Consider the following 16,266-nt stretch of genomic DNA (forward strand, 5'->3'; position numbering starts at 1 on the left):
CACGGGAATATCTGCGGCAGCGGGCTTGTAATGGGTTAAGTGATAACAGATGTCTGGAAATATAGGGGCAAATCCAGCCGAGAATAGCGCAGGAAACGGTTATTGCCGCTGGTACGGCGGGAACGTGCTCATGCAGCATCAACCCTAATGCCACGGCGACAAACACTGCCGGGAAGATTCGTCCACCGCGAAAGCCACTGGCGGCAGCAACGACCAGGGCGGCAAGTTTAATTACCGCCAGCAAAAAGTAATCGCTGGTGCTGAAAGCCTGATTTGCCACCATCTGCTGCATCTCATCCAGCCCTTTAAACAGCGAAACTGGTCCACCAATAACCCCCAGAATACCGAGAATAAATCCGCCAATACCCAGCACGAGCACCGGATTTTTCATTTGATGCATCATCGCGTGCAACCGTGGTAAGCACCATACGGCGACCATCCCTGCTGCGATGGCAATCGCCGCGACAATTGCACCGCTGAGAATATCGGTCATTTCCATCTGTCCGTAATGCGCAATGGGCAGTGAAAAATGGGGATGGAAAAATAATCCGGTAGTAAGTGCACCAGCTGCTGCCGCCATTAACGGCGCAAAAAGACGATCCCATAGCGGAACTTCACTACTGCCATTTAAGGTTTGCGAAAATATCAACGCCGCCGCAACAGGTGTACCAAACAGCGCGCCGATGGTTCCGGCAGAGGCTAAAATAGTCCACTCCATTCGGTTGACGCGCGGTAACAGACGAGCGCCAATGGCAACCGCAAGGGCGATATTGACGGTCATGATCGGATGTTCCGGCCCCAGGCTGACGCCGCCAGCAAGACCGAGAATTAATGCTACGATAAGTCCAGGTAGCGCAAAGGGCGGAACCGGTGCGCCGATCAGCGGTTCACAGGCGGGGTCTGGTCCGGCATGACCCTGGCTGAAACGGATAACCAACCCCACCGCAATACCCGTTAGCGTTAATACACCGATGATCCAGAAAGGTGAATCCTGGGCTATCCCCAGAGTTCCCGGCAGTCGTTGCCAGAGCAAATTCTGTAATACCGAGGCGATTTTCATCACCACAATCAGAATAAGACTGGACGCAATCCCAATTGCCACGGCGGGGAGCGATAATAACAACATGGTTCTGGCTCGCGGATGGAGCATGTTCTATTCCTTATGCGGGGTCAGATACTTAGTTTGCCCAGCTTGCAAAAAGGCATCGCTGCAATTGGTGCTGAAACGATAAAGTAATTGTGTGACCCAGATCGATATTTACAGGGAGCCTGCCTTTCCGGCGTTGTTGTTATGCCCCCAGGTATTTACAGTGTGAGAAAGAATTATTTTGACTTTAGCGGAGCAGTTGAAGAATGACAAAGTATGCATTAGTCGGTGATGTGGGCGGCACCAACGCACGTCTTGCTCTGTGTGATATTGCCAGTGGTGAAATCTCGCAGGCTAAGACCTATTCAGGGCTTGATTACCCCAGCCTCGAAGCGGTCATTCGCGTTTATCTTGAAGAACATAAGGTCGAGGTGAAAGACGGCTGTATTGCCATCGCTTGCCCAATTACCGGTGACTGGGTGGCAATGACCAACCATACCTGGGCGTTCTCAATTGCCGAAATGAAAAAGAATCTCGGTTTTAGCCATCTGGAAATTATTAACGATTTTACCGCTGTATCGATGGCGATCCCGATGCTGAAAAAAGAGCATCTGATTCAGTTTGGTGGCGCAGAACCGGTAGAAGGTAAGCCTATTGCGGTTTACGGTGCCGGAACGGGGCTTGGGGTTGCGCATCTGGTCCATGTCGATAAGCGTTGGGTAAGCTTGCCAGGCGAAGGCGGTCACGTTGATTTTGCGCCGAATAGTGAAGAAGAGGCCATTATCCTCGAAATATTGCGTGCGGAAATTGGTCATGTTTCGGCGGAACGTGTGCTTTCTGGCCCTGGGCTGGTGAATTTGTATCGCGCAATTGTGAAAGCCGACAACCGCCTGCCAGAAAATCTCAAGCCAAAAGATATTACCGAACGCGCGCTGGCTGACAGCTGCACCGATTGCCGCCGTGCGTTGTCGCTGTTTTGCGTCATTATGGGCCGTTTTGGCGGCAATCTGGCGCTCAATCTCGGGACATTTGGCGGCGTGTTTATTGCGGGCGGTATCGTGCCGCGCTTCCTTGAGTTCTTCAAAGCCTCTGGTTTCCGTGCCGCATTTGAAGATAAAGGGCGCTTTAAAGAATATGTCCATGATATTCCGGTGTATCTCATCGTCCATGACAATCCAGGTCTTCTCGGTTCCGGTGCACATTTACGCCAGACCTTAGGTCACATTCTGTAAATCCTTCCTGTTATATCGGGAGGTAACTCTCCCGATAATCTTTTAAATCATACAGTTAATTCAATTTTTCTTTGTGTCCCCTCACAAGGCCGACCTGCGTCACACTTCCGTACAGCGGGATTAATTCTCCAGTAAATGCATTATTTGTCTGGTAACGGCGATTTGTTTTGCACGTTCATAATTTCACTCGTCAACTATCACTGAACGAGGAATTAACGATGAGTAAGAAACTGATTGCCTTATGTGCCTGCCCGATGGGCCTGGCTCACACCTTTATGGCCGCTCAGGCGCTGGAAGAAGCAGCGGTAGAAGCCGGTTATGAAGTGAAAATTGAAACCCAGGGCGCGGACGGTATCCAGAATCGCCTGACGGCGCAGGATATCGCCGAAGCGACCATCATCATCCATTCCGTGGCAGTTACCCCGGAAGATAACGAACGTTTCGAATCACGCGACGTTTATGAAATCACTTTGCAGGACGCAATTAAAAACGCTGCGGGCATCATCAAAGAAATCGAAGAGATGATTGCCTCTGAACAACAGTAATATTCGACAGGGATAATTGTTATGGCCATTAAAAAACGCAGTGCAACCGTTGTGCCTGGCGCATCCGGTGCGGCAGCGGCAGTTAAGAATCCGCAGGCCTCTAAAAGCAGCTTCTGGGGTGAACTCCCGCAGCATGTGATGTCAGGGATTTCACGCATGGTGCCGACCTTAATTATGGGCGGTGTGATCCTCGCTTTCAGCCAGCTGATTGCTTATAGCTGGCTTAAAATTCCTGCTGAGATCGGCATCATGGATGCTCTTAATAGCGGGAAATTCTCCGGTTTCGACCTCTCCTTACTGAAATTTGCCTGGTTGTCGCAGTCCTTCGGCGGCGTGTTGTTTGGTTTTGCCATTCCGATGTTTGCTGCTTTTGTTGCGAACTCTATCGGTGGCAAACTGGCGTTTCCGGCTGGTTTTATCGGCGGCTTGATGTCTACCCAGCCGACGCAACTGCTGAACTTCGATCCCAGCACTATGCAATGGGCGACCTCTTCGCCGGTGCCGTCCACCTTCATTGGTGCGCTGATTATATCTATCGTTGCTGGTTACCTTGTGAAATGGATGAACCAGAAAATCCAGTTACCGGATTTCCTGTTAGCGTTCAAAACCACATTTTTGCTACCGATTCTTTCCGCTATTTTTGTCATGCTGGCGATGTACTACGTCATCACCCCCTTTGGGGGCTGGATCAACGGCGGTATCCGTACTGTGCTGACTGCCGCAGGTGAGAAGGGCGCGCTGATGTACGCAATGGGGATCGCCGCGGCGACAGCAATCGACCTTGGTGGCCCGATCAACAAAGCCGCAGGTTTCGTTGCCTTCAGCTTTACCACTGACCACGTATTACCGGTCACCGCTCGTTCTATCGCTATTGTTATTCCGCCGATTGGTCTGGGTCTGGCGACCATTATCGACCGCCGTTTAACCGGCAAACGTCTGTTCAGTGCTCAGCTTTATCCGCAGGGTAAAACCGCTATGTTCCTGGCGTTTATGGGGATTAGTGAGGGTGCGATTCCGTTTGCACTGGAAAGCCCCATCACCGCCATTCCGTCCTATATGGTTGGCGCGATTGTCGGCTCAACCGCAGCTGTCTGGCTGGGCGCAGTGCAATGGTTCCCGGAGTCCGCTATCTGGGCATGGCCACTGGTCACTAACCTCGGCGTCTACATGGCGGGGATCGCGCTGGGGGCAGTCATTACTGCGCTGATGGTGGTGTTCCTGCGTCTGATGATGTTCCGTAAAGGCAAATTGTTAATCGATAGCCTGTAAGAAGGATAATCCAGATGACATTACTCGCTTCGCTGCGTGACTGGCTTAAGGCGCAACAACTGGATGCGGTGCTTCTCTCCTCACGGCAGAACAAACAGCCGCATCTGGGGATCTCCACCGGATCAGGCTATGTGCTGATTAGCCGTGAAAGTGCGCACATTCTGGTGGACTCGCGCTATTACGCGGATGTAGAAGCCCGCACGCAAGGTTACCAGCTGCATTTGCTTGACGCGACGCACACGCTTACAACCATCGCCAGGCAAATCATTGCCGATGAGCAGTTGCAAACGCTCGGTTTTGAAGGCCAGCAGGTGAGTTGGGAAACCGCGCACCGCTGGCAGTCTGAACTCAATGCGAAACTGGTTAGCGCCACGCCGGATGTGCTGCGGCAAATCAAAACGCCAGAGGAGGTGGAGAAAATCCGCCTTGCCTGTGGGATTGCCGATCGCGGTGCAGAGCATATTCGCCGCTTTATTCAGGCGGGGATGAGCGAGCGCGAGATAGCCGCTGAACTGGAGTGGTTTATGCGCCAGCAGGGCGCAGAAAAAACCTCTTTTGACACCATTGTCGCCAGTGGCTGGCGTGGGGCGCTGCCGCACGGCAAAGCCAGCGACAAGATTGTTGCAGCGGGCGAGTTTGTCACTCTCGATTTCGGTGCGCTCTATCAGGGCTACTGCTCTGATATGACGCGCACCTTGCTGGTGAATGGCGAAGGGGTGAGCGCCGAATCTCACCCGCTGTTTAACGTCTATCAGATTGTTTTGCAGGCACAGCTCGCAGCAATCTCTGCAATTCGCCCCGGCGTGCGCTGCCAGCAGGTTGACGAAGCCGCGCGTCGGGTGATTACCGAGGCAGGTTTTAGCCACTATTTCGGTCATAACACCGGTCATGCTATCGGCATTGAAGTTCATGAAGATCCGCGTTTTTCACCGCGGGACACCACGACGCTACAGCCAGGCATGTTACTGACCGTGGAGCCGGGGATTTATTTGCCAGGGCAAGGGGGCGTGCGCATCGAAGATGTTGTGCTGGTCACCCCGCAAGGCGCAGAAGTGCTCTACGCCATGCCGAAAACAGTGTTGCTCACGGGAGAGGCATAATGGATTTATCGCTATTAAAAGCGTTGAGCGAGGCAGATGCGATCGCCTCCTCGGAACAGGAAGTACGGCAGATCCTGCTGGAAGAAGCGGATCGCCTGCAAAAAGAAGTGCGATTTGATGGTCTGGGATCGGTGCTGATCCGCCTCAATGAATCGACAGGTCCGAAGGTGATGATCTGTGCGCATATGGATGAAGTGGGATTTATGGTGCGCAGCATCTCCCGCGAAGGGGCGATTGATGTACTGCCGGTTGGCAACGTACGCATGGCTGCCCGCCAGCTGCAGCCGGTGCGCATCACCACCCGTGAAGAGTGCAAAATTCCCGGCCTGCTTGACGGCGACCGGCAGGGGAATGACGTCAGCGCCATGCGCGTGGATATTGGCGCGCGCTCGTATGACGAAGTGATGCAGGCGGGAATTCGTCCAGGCGATCGCGTCACGTTCGATACCACTTTTCAGGTTCTCCCCCACCAGCGAGTGATGGGGAAAGCCTTTGATGACCGCCTCGGTTGCTATCTGCTGGTGACGTTACTACGTGAGCTGCACGACGCCGAACTGCCTGCGGAAGTGTGGCTGGTGGCCAGTTCCAGCGAAGAGGTGGGGTTACGCGGCGGGCAAACTGCCACCCGCGCGGTGTCGCCGGACGTCGCCATTGTCCTTGATACCGCCTGCTGGGCGAAAAACTTTGATTATGGCGCGGCTAACCATCGCCAGATTGGTAACGGCCCGATGCTGGTGTTAAGCGACAAGTCACTGATTGCGCCGCCAAAACTCACCGCCTGGATTGAAACCGTGGCGGCAGAAATTGGCGTGCCGTTACAGGCGGATATGTTCAGTAACGGCGGCACGGACGGTGGAGCGGTGCACTTAACCGGTACCGGCGTACCCACAGTGGTGATGGGGCCTGCCACCCGCCACGGACATTGCGCCGCGTCGATTGCCGATTGCCGCGACATTTTGCAGATGGAGCAACTTTTATCTGCCCTTATTCAACGTCTTACGCGTGAGACGGTTGTTCAACTGACGGATTTCAGATGATCTCCTGATTAACCCGGAGCGGTTATGTTAACGATTCAATTTCTCTGTCCTTTGCCTAACGGTCTACATGCTCGTCCGGCGTGGGAACTTAAAGAACAGTGCAGCCAGTGGCAAAGCGAAATCACTTTTATTAACCATCGCCAGAACGCAAAGGCCGATGCCAAAAGCTCGCTGGCGCTGATTGGCACCGGCACCCTATTTAATGACAGTTGCAGCCTGAACATTAGCGGCAGCGATGAAGAGCAGGCGCGGCGCGTGCTGGAAGAGTACATCCAGGTGCGCTTTATCGACAGCGACAGCGTTCAGCCTACGCAGGCAGAACTGACGGCGCATCCGCTGCCGCGTTCATTAAGCCGCCTTAACCCGGATTTACTGTACGGCAATGTGCTGGCAAGCGGCGTCGGCGTGGGTACGCTGACCCTGTTACAAAGCGACAGCCTCGACAGTTATCGGGCAATCCCCGCCAGTGCGCAAGATTCCACCCGGCTGGAGCACAGCCTGGCAACGCTTGCCGAGCAACTGAACCAGCAATTGCGTGAGCGTGACGGCGAAAGCAAAACTATCCTCAGCGCCCATTTGTCGCTGATTCAGGATGATGAATTTGCAGGCAATATCCGTCGCCTGATGACAGAACAGCATCAGGGGCTGGGGGCGGCGATCATCAGCAATATGGAGCAGGTTTGCGCCAAACTTTCTGCTTCTGCCAGCGATTATCTGCGCGAACGTGTTAGCGACATTCGCGATATTAGCGAACAGTTGCTGCATATTACCTGGCCGGAACTGAAGCCGCGCAACAATCTGGTGCTGGAAAAACCGACTATTCTGGTGGCCGAGGATTTAACCCCAAGCCAGTTTTTAAGCCTGGATTTAAAAAATCTTGCGGGTATGATTCTGGAGAAAACCGGGCGCACCTCGCATACCCTGATTCTGGCCCGCGCCTCGGCGATCCCGGTACTGAGCGGCCTGCCGCTGGATGCGATTGCCCGTTATGCCGGGCAACCTGCAGTGCTTGACGCCCAGTGCGGCGTGCTGGCGATTAACCCGAATGACGCGGTGAGCGGTTATTATCAGGTCGCGCAGACGCTGGCGGATAAACGCCAAAAACAACAGGCGCAGGCTGCCGCGCAGCTGGCTTATTCCCGTGATAACAAGCGTATTGATATCGCGGCGAATATTGGCACCGCTCTGGAAGCGCCTGGCGCGTTTGCCAACGGCGCGGAAGGCGTCGGGCTGTTCCGTACCGAAATGCTCTATATGGATCGCGACAGCGCGCCGGACGAGCAGGAGCAATTTGAAGCCTACCAGCAGGTGCTACTGGCAGCGGGCGACAAGCCGATTATCTTCCGCACAATGGACATCGGAGGCGATAAAAGCATTCCTTATCTGAATATTCCCCAGGAAGAGAACCCGTTCCTCGGCTATCGCGCGGTACGTATTTACCCGGAATTTGCTGGCCTGTTCCGCACTCAACTGCGGGCCATTTTGCGCGCCGCCAGTTTCGGCAACGCCCAGTTGATGATCCCGATGGTCCACAGCCTCGATCAGATCTTATGGGTGAAGGGCGAGATCCAAAAAGCGATCGTTGAGCTTAAGCGCGATGGCCTGCGTCATGCAGAGACGATTACGCTGGGTATCATGGTGGAAGTGCCGTCGGTGTGCTACATCATCGATCACTTCTGCGATGAGGTCGATTTCTTCAGTATCGGCTCCAACGATATGACCCAGTATCTGTATGCGGTCGATCGTAATAACCCGCGCGTATCGCCGCTATATAACCCGATTACGCCATCGTTCCTGCGCATGTTGCAGCAAATAGTTACCACTGCGCATCAGCGGGGCAAATGGGTAGGCATTTGCGGTGAACTGGGCGGTGAAAGCCGTTATCTGCCGCTACTGCTTGGGCTGGGCCTGGATGAGCTGAGTATGAGTAGCCCGCGCATTCCGGCGGTGAAAAGCCAGCTTCGTCAACTGGATAGCGAGGCGTGTCGGGAACTGGCACGTCAGGCGTGTGAATGCCGCAGCGCGCAGGAAATTGAAGCGTTACTCACCGCCTTTACGCCGGAAGAAGACGTTCGCCCGCTGCTGGCGCTGGAGAATATCTTCGTTGATCAGGCCTTTAGCAATAAAGAGCAGGCGATCCAGTTCCTGTGCGGTAACCTCGGCGTTAACGGGCGCACTGAACATCCGTTCGAGCTGGAAGAGGATGTCTGGCAGCGGGAAGAGATTGTCACCACTGGCGTTGGTTTTGGCGTGGCGATCCCGCACACCAAATCTCAGTGGATCCGTCATTCCAGTATCAGCATTGCCCGGCTGGCGAAACCGGTTGACTGGCAGTCAGAAATGGGCGAAGTCGAACTGGTGATCATGCTGACGCTGGGTGCTAACGAAGGGATGAATCATGTGAAAGTCTTCTCGCAGCTGGCGCGTAAACTGGTGAATAAAAACTTCCGCCAGTCATTGTTTGCCGCGCAAGATGCACAAAGTATCCTGACGCTGCTGGAAACAGAATTAACCTTCTGACGTTAGCCCTGAAAACGGGCGCTGTACTCTCCCGGCGTCAGACCAAACTGACGCCGGAAAACGCGACAAAAATAGTCGCTATCCGGAAAACCGCAACTCTGTGCCACTTCATGAATTGACAGATGATATTTCTGCAAAATCATCCTCGCCTTCGCCATTCGCACCCAACGCACATACTCGATAAAACGCATCGTTCCATGCTGAGCAAACAGTTTTGACAGATGATTGGGCGTGATATTAAAAAACTGCGCCACGCTCTCGCGGGTGAGCGGCTGGGCATAATTATCCTGAACCCAGTTACAAATGCTGTGATAGAGAAAATCGCCGCGCGGCTGCGAATTGCCCGGCGGCATATTCACCACGTTACGGCAAAGATGCAGCAAACTTAACACCAGCGGCTGAATGATATTTTGCTCCAGCGGCGAACGGCTAAGATGGGTGAGGGCGGTAAGCATCGCTTCACCTTCACCGCGTTGCAGGCTGGGAAGCTGGATCTGGCGAGCAGGATGCAACAACGACGTGGTGCGGCTATCGTAAAACGATAACCCAAGCCAGGTCGGAGCGAACACCAGGCTTAACAGCATCACCGGTTTGTTGTTGACCGGTAAATTAGCCGCGCGCGCCGGAATAAACAGCATTTCTCCTTCCACCAAACGTTGCTGCTTTGCTTCCAGCAGATTGCCGTATTCGCCGCGCAGCACGATATCCAGACGGGGAAAATCAATACATAAACTGCCCACCGGCAACGAGGCAGGCTGGCTGGCAAACCAGACGCGCCCCAGTAGTTGCGGGTTAAGCACCAGGCCGCTGAACAGATCGGCGAAAAATTGTTGATCGGCGGGCAAGCCTGGTGCTTTCATGAAAGTTCCCGATTAAAGATGCATTAACTGGCGAAATTCTTTTACTTTGCTGCGGCTGACTGGCACTTCAAAATCCAGATCTTTCAGCCGCAGAATATAGGTGTTATTAAACCACGGTTCGATTTCGCGGATTTTGTTCAGATTGACACAAAATGAGCGATGGCAGCGGAAAAAATGCGACGGCGGCAGTTTGCTGCAAAATTCGGTAATGTTCATCGGCATTACGTAGGATTCACGCCGCGTATAGACAAAGGTCATTTTCTCGTGCGCTTCGGCGTAATAGATATCGTTAATGGGGGTGACGATTATTCGCTCATCTTTCACCAGATTAATGGTGTCATTCTCACGCGTTACCGTCGCGGCAGGCGTACTGCTGGTCTGCTGTTGCTGCCAGGCCGCTTCCAGTTTTTGCAGCATCCCGGTAATGCGAGACTCCTGATACGGTTTGAGAATGTAGTCAAACGCCTCCAGTTCAAACGCTTCTACCGCATGTTCTTTCCACGCGGTGATGAACACAATAAACGGTTTATGGGCGAACTGGCTGATGTTTTGTGCCAGCAACACACCATCCAGCGACGGAATATTGATATCCAGAAAAATGGCGTCGACGCGGTTATGCTGCAAAAACTTCAACACGTCCAGACCGTCGTCAAAGGTGCCGACAATCTCCATCTGGCTGTGCTCTTTAATTAGCCAGCTCAGTTCCTGTTGTGCCAGGAATTCGTCTTCAACAATGATGACTTTCACAATATCACTCCGGCTCAAAGCAATAACGTAGCCTGTGAGGCGACTGGGGTGCGTTGGTTAGGAATGTAAAACGCAATTTCCGTTCCTGGTTCCAGGCGGCGGATATGCAGCCCCTCGCCATACAATAACTTCACGCGATGATGAACATTCAGCAGGCCAATTTTATTGCCCGGCATTTCATTCGCTTCGACCCGCTCAATCACCTTTGGATCGATGCCGTGCCCGGTATCCCGCACCGCAATGCGTACCCGATTGCCGCACTCTGCAACGCTGATGGTGACAACGCCTTTACCTTTGCAAGGCTGGATACCGTGGACAATGGCATTCTCCACCAACGGCTGGATCAGCAGGCTGGGAATGCAGCAATTCACCTCTTCATCAATATCATAGATAACCGTGAGCTTGTCGCCAAAGCGGGCCTGCTCAATGGCAATATAGTCTTTAATTTGATACAGCTCTTTTTTGATATCGATTTGCTCATCGTCTTTTAATTCAATGTTATAGCGCAGATAACGCGACAGATTAAAGATCAGCTGTCGAGCAGTATCAGGATTCAGACGGATTGACGATGAAATAGCGTTCAAAGCGTTAAACAGGAAATGGGGATTAATTTTGCTTTGCAGGGCGCGAAGCTCTGCCTTATTTGCCATTTCACGTAGCTGCTCGGCGCGTGAAACCTCCAGTTGCGTGGAGATGATTTGCGACAGACCAACCGCCATTTCCTGTAATGACGAGGTTATCTGATGCGCGTGGCAGTAGTAAATTTTCAGCGTTCCGGTCACAACGCCTTTCTCCCACAATGGGATCACCAGCATGGAATGAATCTCTGGTGTGCGGTGGGCTTCATCATTGTTTTTAATGATGATTTTTCCGTAATTCATCGCCTGACGGGTAGTCGGGCTAATGAAGTCATCGCCATTCTGATAGTTATGTTCACCCACGCCAACATAGGCCAGCACATGATCGGTATTGGTAATCGCCACCGCATCGGCGTGAATGTCATCGCGAATAATTTCACAAACTTTGCGTAATGACTCGCTATTGACATGGCGAAACAGAGGTAGCGTTTTGTTGGCGATATCCAGCGCCAACTTGGCCTGCCGCGCGGCGCTGGCCTCTTTTTCGCCCTCAACGCTTTGCACCAGAAGCACAATAAAGCCGATACAGACGCTGCCGAGGATCATTGGAATCCCGATTTTAGAGACGATATCGATCCCCAACGCGGTAGTTGGTGCCCAGACAATCACCAGAATCATGGTCAACGTTTCACACAACATGCCGCCGAGAATACCGACGCGCCAGCGCTGTGCTTTGGGGATTTTCAGGTTGATCCAGCCCGATATACAACCCGCCAGAATGCTGGTGATAAAGCAGGGGATCGCCGTCACGCCGCCGATATCAATTAAATAACGATGAATACCCGCAATCACGCCGGTAATGATGCCCACCCACGGGCCAAACAGAATCCCGCCTGACATCACCGCGATAATACGTACGTTCACCAGCGAGCCTTCTACGGGAACGCCGGACCAGGTGCTGAACAGGGCGAACAGCGAGAAAATGGCGGTAACGGCGAGCAACTCTTTCGGTGAGTGTGCCGACTTGTGCAACAGTTCGCGAAACAGGCGGATACGGATGAGAAAGAACAGGCAGATAAGCATTAACGCTGCCCGATCGAAGACCGCCAGCAGCATGTTGAATATTTCGTGCACGGGTGACTCTGAATAAGGATTAAACCTCTATGATAGGTAACCTGAAGGCTGATGACCAGCAGGCCGTTTTTGAGGAAAAACCACAATTTTAAAAGGGGATTGATAGATAAGTAGTGTATTAGCAATGCATCTCTTGATAATGCACTTCTGGTTAGTAAATTTATTGAAATTATTATGTTAATAAAATGAGTGGTAATTTTCTTGTTAGCGCAGATAAATTTCCTGTTTTTAAAGCAGAGTTCCTCATTTAACGTCATTAATAAAAATGTTCTAAAACGCTGGACAGACAGAAATTAATCAGGCTATTTTCAAAACAGCCACCATCGTGGCAGCGTCGCTCGGACGGTCCGGGCGCTAACGTTAATCTGAGGAAATTATGGCTGACACTCGCCCTGAACGTCGCTTTACGCGCATTGATCGTCTCCCGCCCTATGTTTTTAACATTACCGCTGAACTGAAAATGGCTGCGCGTCGGCGCGGCGAAGATATTATCGATTTCAGTATGGGTAACCCGGACGGTGCGACTCCGCCGCATATCGTCGAAAAATTATGTACTGTGGCCCAGCGCCCGGACACGCATGGTTACTCCACTTCACGCGGCATTCCGCGGCTACGCCGCGCCATTTCCCGTTGGTATCAGGATCGCTACGACGTTGAAATCGACCCGGAATCAGAAGCCATCGTCACCATTGGCTCGAAAGAGGGGCTGGCGCATCTGATGCTGGCGACGCTGGACCACGGCGACACGGTGCTGGTGCCTAATCCAAGCTACCCGATTCATATTTACGGCGCGGTGATTGCCGGGGCGCAGGTACGCTCAGTGCCGCTGGTGGAAGGTGTCGATTTCTTCAACGAACTGGAGCGCGCCATTCGTGAAAGTTATCCGAAACCGAAGATGATGATCCTCGGCTTCCCGTCGAACCCAACCGCGCAATGCGTGGAACTGGAGTTCTTCGAAAAGGTTGTGGCGCTGGCGAAACGCTACGATGTGCTGGTGGTCCACGACCTGGCCTATGCGGACATCGTCTACGATGGCTGGAAAGCGCCGTCAATCATGCAGGTGCCAGGTGCACGCGATGTGGCGGTCGAGTTCTTTACGCTGTCGAAAAGCTACAACATGGCGGGCTGGCGTATCGGCTTTATGGTTGGCAACAAAACGCTGGTCAGTGCGCTGGCACGTATTAAAAGCTATCACGATTACGGCACCTTTACGCCGTTGCAGGTGGCGGCGATTGCGGCACTCGAGGGCGATCAACAGTGCGTGCGCGACATTGCCGAACAGTACAAACGCCGCCGTGATGTATTGGTTAAAGGGCTGCATGAAGCGGGCTGGATGGTCGAAATGCCGAAGGCTTCGATGTATGTCTGGGCGAAAATACCGGAACCGTATGCTGCCATGGGCTCGCTGGAATTTGCCAAGAAATTGCTTAACGAAGCGAAGGTCTGTGTCTCTCCGGGGATTGGCTTTGGCGACTATGGTGATACGCATGTGCGCTTTGCACTGATTGAAAACCGCGACCGTATTCGTCAGGCGATTCGTGGGATTAAAGCGATGTTCCGTGCCGACGGTTTACTACCCGCCAGCAGCAAACATATTCACGAAAACGCGGAATAAACACCGATCTCAGAAATGCAAACAGGAGCCTGATGGCTCCTGTTTTTCATTGCACAGTTTGCTTTTAGATCATCAGGGCAAAAGTACCGGCCCAAACGATGACCATAAAAGAAATGCCCATAAAGAAATATTTCACTTTACATCTCTCCGCGTAATTGCTGTTACGCCTGAATGACTTCATTACACCTGATACAGTGAGTTGACACCGGGCAAAACGACCTTAAAAGTCCTGTATTTTACCGTGGGCATCACCCCAGAATTCTGAGCTAAACTGCTCGAGACGGCGCTAATGTACGCCTAAAACTGAAACGAGACAAGAGGCATTTTCTTATTTACTTTTAGTAACTTACAGGTGTCTCATATCGGCGACAGTTTAATTTCTGACGGTAATAATTAGAGATTCAGCGAAGGAAAAAACCTTAAGAAAAAAGCCATAAAAACCATGAGGTTATTATGGCTTATGTGAGGAGGTAAAGAGTCAGAGCAGTTTGTTAAATGTATAACGACGATTCTCCCACCGGGCGCGTTTTAAAGCGACGGTGGATCCAGAGGTACTGCTCCGGTGCGCGCATGATCTCTTTCTCGATAATCTTGTTCATATAGGCAGCGGCTTGATTTTCATCTGCCGGGTAGCCTTCCATCTCTGGGGTGATGAACAAACGATATCCGCTGTAATCCTCTTTTCTTACCATCGTTACGGTCAACATGGCTGCGCCAGAGAGACGGGAGAGAACATAGGTGCCATTGGTTGTGGCGACATTTTCTACCGCAAAGAACGGCGCGAAGGAGCTGCCTTTACGACCATAATCCTGATCGGGAGCAAACCATACCGCTTCACCTTTCTTCAGTGCACTGACAATGCCGCGCAGATTATTTCTGCCGATCATCGCTTTGTTAGAGCGCATGCGACCACGGGTCTGCACCCATTCCATCAGCTGATTATTATGTGGACGATAGGTAGCCATCATTGGCTGACAAAGTCCCATCACGCGGCCGCCCAGTTCCAGCGACATAAAATGGACGCCGACAACCATTACGCCGCGATTTTGCATTTGTGCGCGTTTAAGGTTATCCAGCCCTTCAACATCAAACCATTTACGTACGCGACTGTCTGGCCAGAACCACGCCATGCCGGTTTCTACCAACGCCATGCCGAGTGAACGAAAGTTTTCGGCAATCATCTTCTCGCGTTCTTCCGCAGAATGCTGCGGGAAGCAAAGTTCCAGGTTTTTACGGGCGATAGATTCACGCCGTTTCAGGAATGGTCGCGCCATTGCGCCAATACGCGTGCCGAGAAAGCAGAGAACAGGATAAGGAAGCTGTACCCAAAGCCAGAGTACACCAAGCCCAAACCATGTGAGCCAGTAGCGAGGATGCATAAACTCGCGGGAAAATTTGCATTGTGGAAACATAGTTACCTTCTGTAGATACGAATTGTTGTATCGCAGAAGATTCCATGTCGACAGCGGTACACTCAATTGATTAGGCCATCATGTACGACAATGGTTCCTGTAAAGAGTGTAAAGACTAGTCAGGACATAACCACGAGGAGCATGAATGCGGTATCTGTACTTTATCACTCGCTGACTGCTTTCAGCTACTGATTATTAATCGTGCAAAGTAAATATTTTTCCGTACACAACAGTCTTGCATTTAACATGCTGTTTTCATTGATGCTTAGCAAAAATTGCCAGAGGTTAAGGATTGTCTTACTATTAAAGTGACTGAAGTTACAGGTTTTTTAGCGCGGCAGGAGGTTGAGCTATGATTTATTTATGGATGTTTCTCGCCCTGTGTATTGTCTGCGTAAGCGGCTACATCGGTCAGGTACTGAACGTGGTATCGGCGGTCTCTTCTTTCTTCGGCATGGTGATCCTCGCTGCACTCATTTATTACTTCACCATGTGGTTAACTGGCGGTAATGAACTGGTGACGGGGATATTTATGTTTCTTGCCCCGGCTTGTGGCTTGATGATTCGCTTTATGGTGGGGTATGGCAGGCGATAGCGGGTCAGGATGGCTCATTTGGGCAGGTGTTCACATCAGCATCAGACATGATTGTTCACCTGCCATGTGACAGACGCTATCGCACAGGATGAATAAGATAATTCGCCTTTGTCGGAAAAGGGGGCGGAATTTCTTCTGTGAGGTTTAATGGTGGCGCATCTTCTCTCATTTTTAACAAAATCGCCTGTGATGGCTGAAATTTTGTAGAGTGAGTTGTCGTCATCGCTGACGTTTTTTCCGTCTCTTTATAGCTCGCCTCACTACCACCACCAGAAATAGAAAATGCAAAAACATTGCATGCCATAATAGAGACCAATAAAAATAAGCTAAAAAGCATTAAGTTTACTTTCATAGAAAGTTATCCTGAAAATGGTTCACTGAAAACCTACGACGTTATGGCTGTATTTACATATAATTAATCAGTATTTACATCGATATAATAAATGACATCTCTTTGTGGTATATAAGAATAGTTCTCTGTGACAGGAAGCAGATTCCTACAACTGTAAGACTAAAATACTTCTTGCGGTAATAA

General features: G+C 51.7%; 15 protein-coding genes. 8 read left to right on the forward strand and 7 right to left on the reverse strand.

The features are described from left to right. On the reverse strand, positions 1 to 1,150 hold a 1,150-nt coding region (locus OQV04_RS15000; protein ID WP_332642184.1), incomplete at its 3' end, for an ion channel protein. A gap of 203 nt (positions 1,151 to 1,353) precedes the next feature. On the opposite strand from OQV04_RS15000, the gene glk reads away from it, so the two are divergent. The 6 genes from glk (at position 1,354) to ptsP (ending at position 8,790) form a co-directional block, all read left to right on the forward strand. Further along, complete coding sequence (gene glk / locus OQV04_RS15005) at positions 1,354 to 2,319, forward strand: glucokinase (RefSeq protein ID WP_000170346.1); 966 nt, start codon at positions 1,354 to 1,356, stop codon at positions 2,317 to 2,319. A 218-nt stretch (positions 2,320 to 2,537) separates the two neighbouring features. Continuing rightward, complete coding sequence (locus tag OQV04_RS15010; protein WP_000038456.1) at positions 2,538 to 2,864, forward strand: PTS fructose transporter subunit IIB; 327 nt, start codon at positions 2,538 to 2,540, stop codon at positions 2,862 to 2,864. Positions 2,865 to 2,885: 21 nt separating this feature from the next. Further along, a complete protein-coding gene (locus OQV04_RS15015; protein ID WP_000985340.1) occupies positions 2,886 to 4,133 on the forward strand; it encodes a PTS fructose transporter subunit IIC in 1,248 nt (415 codons plus the stop codon). A 14-nt stretch (positions 4,134 to 4,147) separates the two neighbouring features. Beyond that, entirely contained in the window at positions 4,148 to 5,233 is a 1,086-nt protein-coding gene (gene ypdF, locus OQV04_RS15020; protein ID WP_045176716.1) for an aminopeptidase, read from the forward strand. Further along, positions 5,233 to 6,270: an aminopeptidase gene (gene ypdE, locus OQV04_RS15025; protein ID WP_000366023.1), complete on the forward strand. Its 1,038-nt coding sequence runs from the start codon at positions 5,233 to 5,235 to the stop codon at positions 6,268 to 6,270. The genes ypdF and ypdE overlap by 1 nt, the downstream gene beginning before the upstream one ends. Positions 6,271 to 6,294: 24 nt before the next feature. Further along, positions 6,295 to 8,790 carry a phosphoenolpyruvate--protein phosphotransferase gene (gene ptsP / locus OQV04_RS15030; RefSeq protein ID WP_000955910.1) on the forward strand — a complete coding sequence of 832 codons (2,496 nt, stop codon included), beginning with the start codon at positions 6,295 to 6,297 and terminating at the stop codon, positions 8,788 to 8,790. Between the two features lie 2 nt (positions 8,791 to 8,792). Here ptsP and OQV04_RS15035 read toward each other — a convergent pair whose 3' ends face one another. The 3 genes from OQV04_RS15035 to ypdA are packed head-to-tail and all read right to left on the reverse strand — an operon-like array spanning position 8,793 to position 12,109. Further along, entirely contained in the window at positions 8,793 to 9,650 is an 858-nt protein-coding gene (locus tag OQV04_RS15035; protein ID WP_045176718.1) for an AraC family transcriptional regulator, read from the reverse strand. A gap of 12 nt (positions 9,651 to 9,662) precedes the next feature. Then, the gene (gene ypdB / locus OQV04_RS15040; protein WP_001295458.1) at positions 9,663 to 10,397 is read right to left on the reverse strand and encodes a two-component system response regulator YpdB; all 735 of its coding nucleotides are present in this window, start codon (positions 10,395 to 10,397) and stop codon (positions 9,663 to 9,665) included. 14 nt (positions 10,398 to 10,411) lie between these two features. Continuing rightward, positions 10,412 to 12,109: a two-component system sensor histidine kinase YpdA gene (gene ypdA, locus OQV04_RS15045; protein ID WP_000544359.1), complete on the reverse strand. Its 1,698-nt coding sequence runs from the start codon at positions 12,107 to 12,109 to the stop codon at positions 10,412 to 10,414. A 376-nt stretch (positions 12,110 to 12,485) separates the two neighbouring features. Between ypdA and alaC the strand changes: the two genes are divergently transcribed. Beyond that, entirely contained in the window at positions 12,486 to 13,724 is a 1,239-nt protein-coding gene (gene alaC / locus OQV04_RS15050; protein WP_000785931.1) for an alanine transaminase, read from the forward strand. Positions 13,725 to 13,788: 64 nt separating this feature from the next. Here the strand turns inward: alaC and ypdK are convergent, their stop codons facing one another. Together ypdK and lpxP are read right to left on the reverse strand one after the other, a co-directional pair. Beyond that, positions 13,789 to 13,860 (reverse strand): membrane protein YpdK, encoded by a 72-nt coding sequence (gene ypdK, locus OQV04_RS15055; protein WP_010723117.1) that lies wholly within the window; start codon positions 13,858 to 13,860, stop codon positions 13,789 to 13,791. 355 nt (positions 13,861 to 14,215) lie between these two features. Beyond that, positions 14,216 to 15,136 (reverse strand): kdo(2)-lipid IV(A) palmitoleoyltransferase, encoded by a 921-nt coding sequence (gene lpxP / locus OQV04_RS15060; RefSeq protein WP_032281371.1) that lies wholly within the window; start codon positions 15,134 to 15,136, stop codon positions 14,216 to 14,218. Between the two features lie 352 nt (positions 15,137 to 15,488). On the opposite strand from lpxP, the gene OQV04_RS15065 reads away from it, so the two are divergent. Beyond that, the gene (locus tag OQV04_RS15065; RefSeq protein ID WP_000639883.1) at positions 15,489 to 15,731 is read left to right on the forward strand and encodes a YfdY family protein; all 243 of its coding nucleotides are present in this window, start codon (positions 15,489 to 15,491) and stop codon (positions 15,729 to 15,731) included. A 76-nt stretch (positions 15,732 to 15,807) separates the two neighbouring features. On the opposite strand, the gene ypdI is transcribed toward OQV04_RS15065, so the two are convergent. Then, positions 15,808 to 16,083 (reverse strand): colanic acid biosynthesis lipoprotein YpdI, encoded by a 276-nt coding sequence (gene ypdI / locus OQV04_RS15070; RefSeq protein WP_000867658.1) that lies wholly within the window; start codon positions 16,081 to 16,083, stop codon positions 15,808 to 15,810. Positions 16,084 to 16,266 lie beyond the last annotated feature (183 nt).

The sequence above is a fragment of the Escherichia sp. Lx600-2 genome (assembly GCF_036662595.1).
Lineage (GTDB): Bacteria > Pseudomonadota > Gammaproteobacteria > Enterobacterales > Enterobacteriaceae > Escherichia > Escherichia coli.

Coding starts and splice junctions, on each gene's coding strand:
- glk (WP_000170346.1), top strand. CDS start 1,354: ATGACAAAGTATGCATTAGTCGGTGATGTGGGCGGCACCAACGCACGT.
- OQV04_RS15010 (WP_000038456.1), top strand. CDS start 2,538: ATGAGTAAGAAACTGATTGCCTTATGTGCCTGCCCGATGGGCCTGGCT.
- OQV04_RS15015 (WP_000985340.1), top strand. CDS start 2,886: ATGGCCATTAAAAAACGCAGTGCAACCGTTGTGCCTGGCGCATCCGGT.
- ypdF (WP_045176716.1), top strand. CDS start 4,148: ATGACATTACTCGCTTCGCTGCGTGACTGGCTTAAGGCGCAACAACTG.
- ypdE (WP_000366023.1), top strand. CDS start 5,233: ATGGATTTATCGCTATTAAAAGCGTTGAGCGAGGCAGATGCGATCGCC.
- ptsP (WP_000955910.1), top strand. CDS start 6,295: ATGTTAACGATTCAATTTCTCTGTCCTTTGCCTAACGGTCTACATGCT.
- OQV04_RS15035 (WP_045176718.1), bottom strand. CDS start 9,650: ATGAAAGCACCAGGCTTGCCCGCCGATCAACAATTTTTCGCCGATCTG.
- alaC (WP_000785931.1), top strand. CDS start 12,486: ATGGCTGACACTCGCCCTGAACGTCGCTTTACGCGCATTGATCGTCTC.
- lpxP (WP_032281371.1), bottom strand. CDS start 15,136: ATGTTTCCACAATGCAAATTTTCCCGCGAGTTTATGCATCCTCGCTAC.
- OQV04_RS15065 (WP_000639883.1), top strand. CDS start 15,489: ATGATTTATTTATGGATGTTTCTCGCCCTGTGTATTGTCTGCGTAAGC.
- ypdI (WP_000867658.1), bottom strand. CDS start 16,083: ATGAAAGTAAACTTAATGCTTTTTAGCTTATTTTTATTGGTCTCTATT.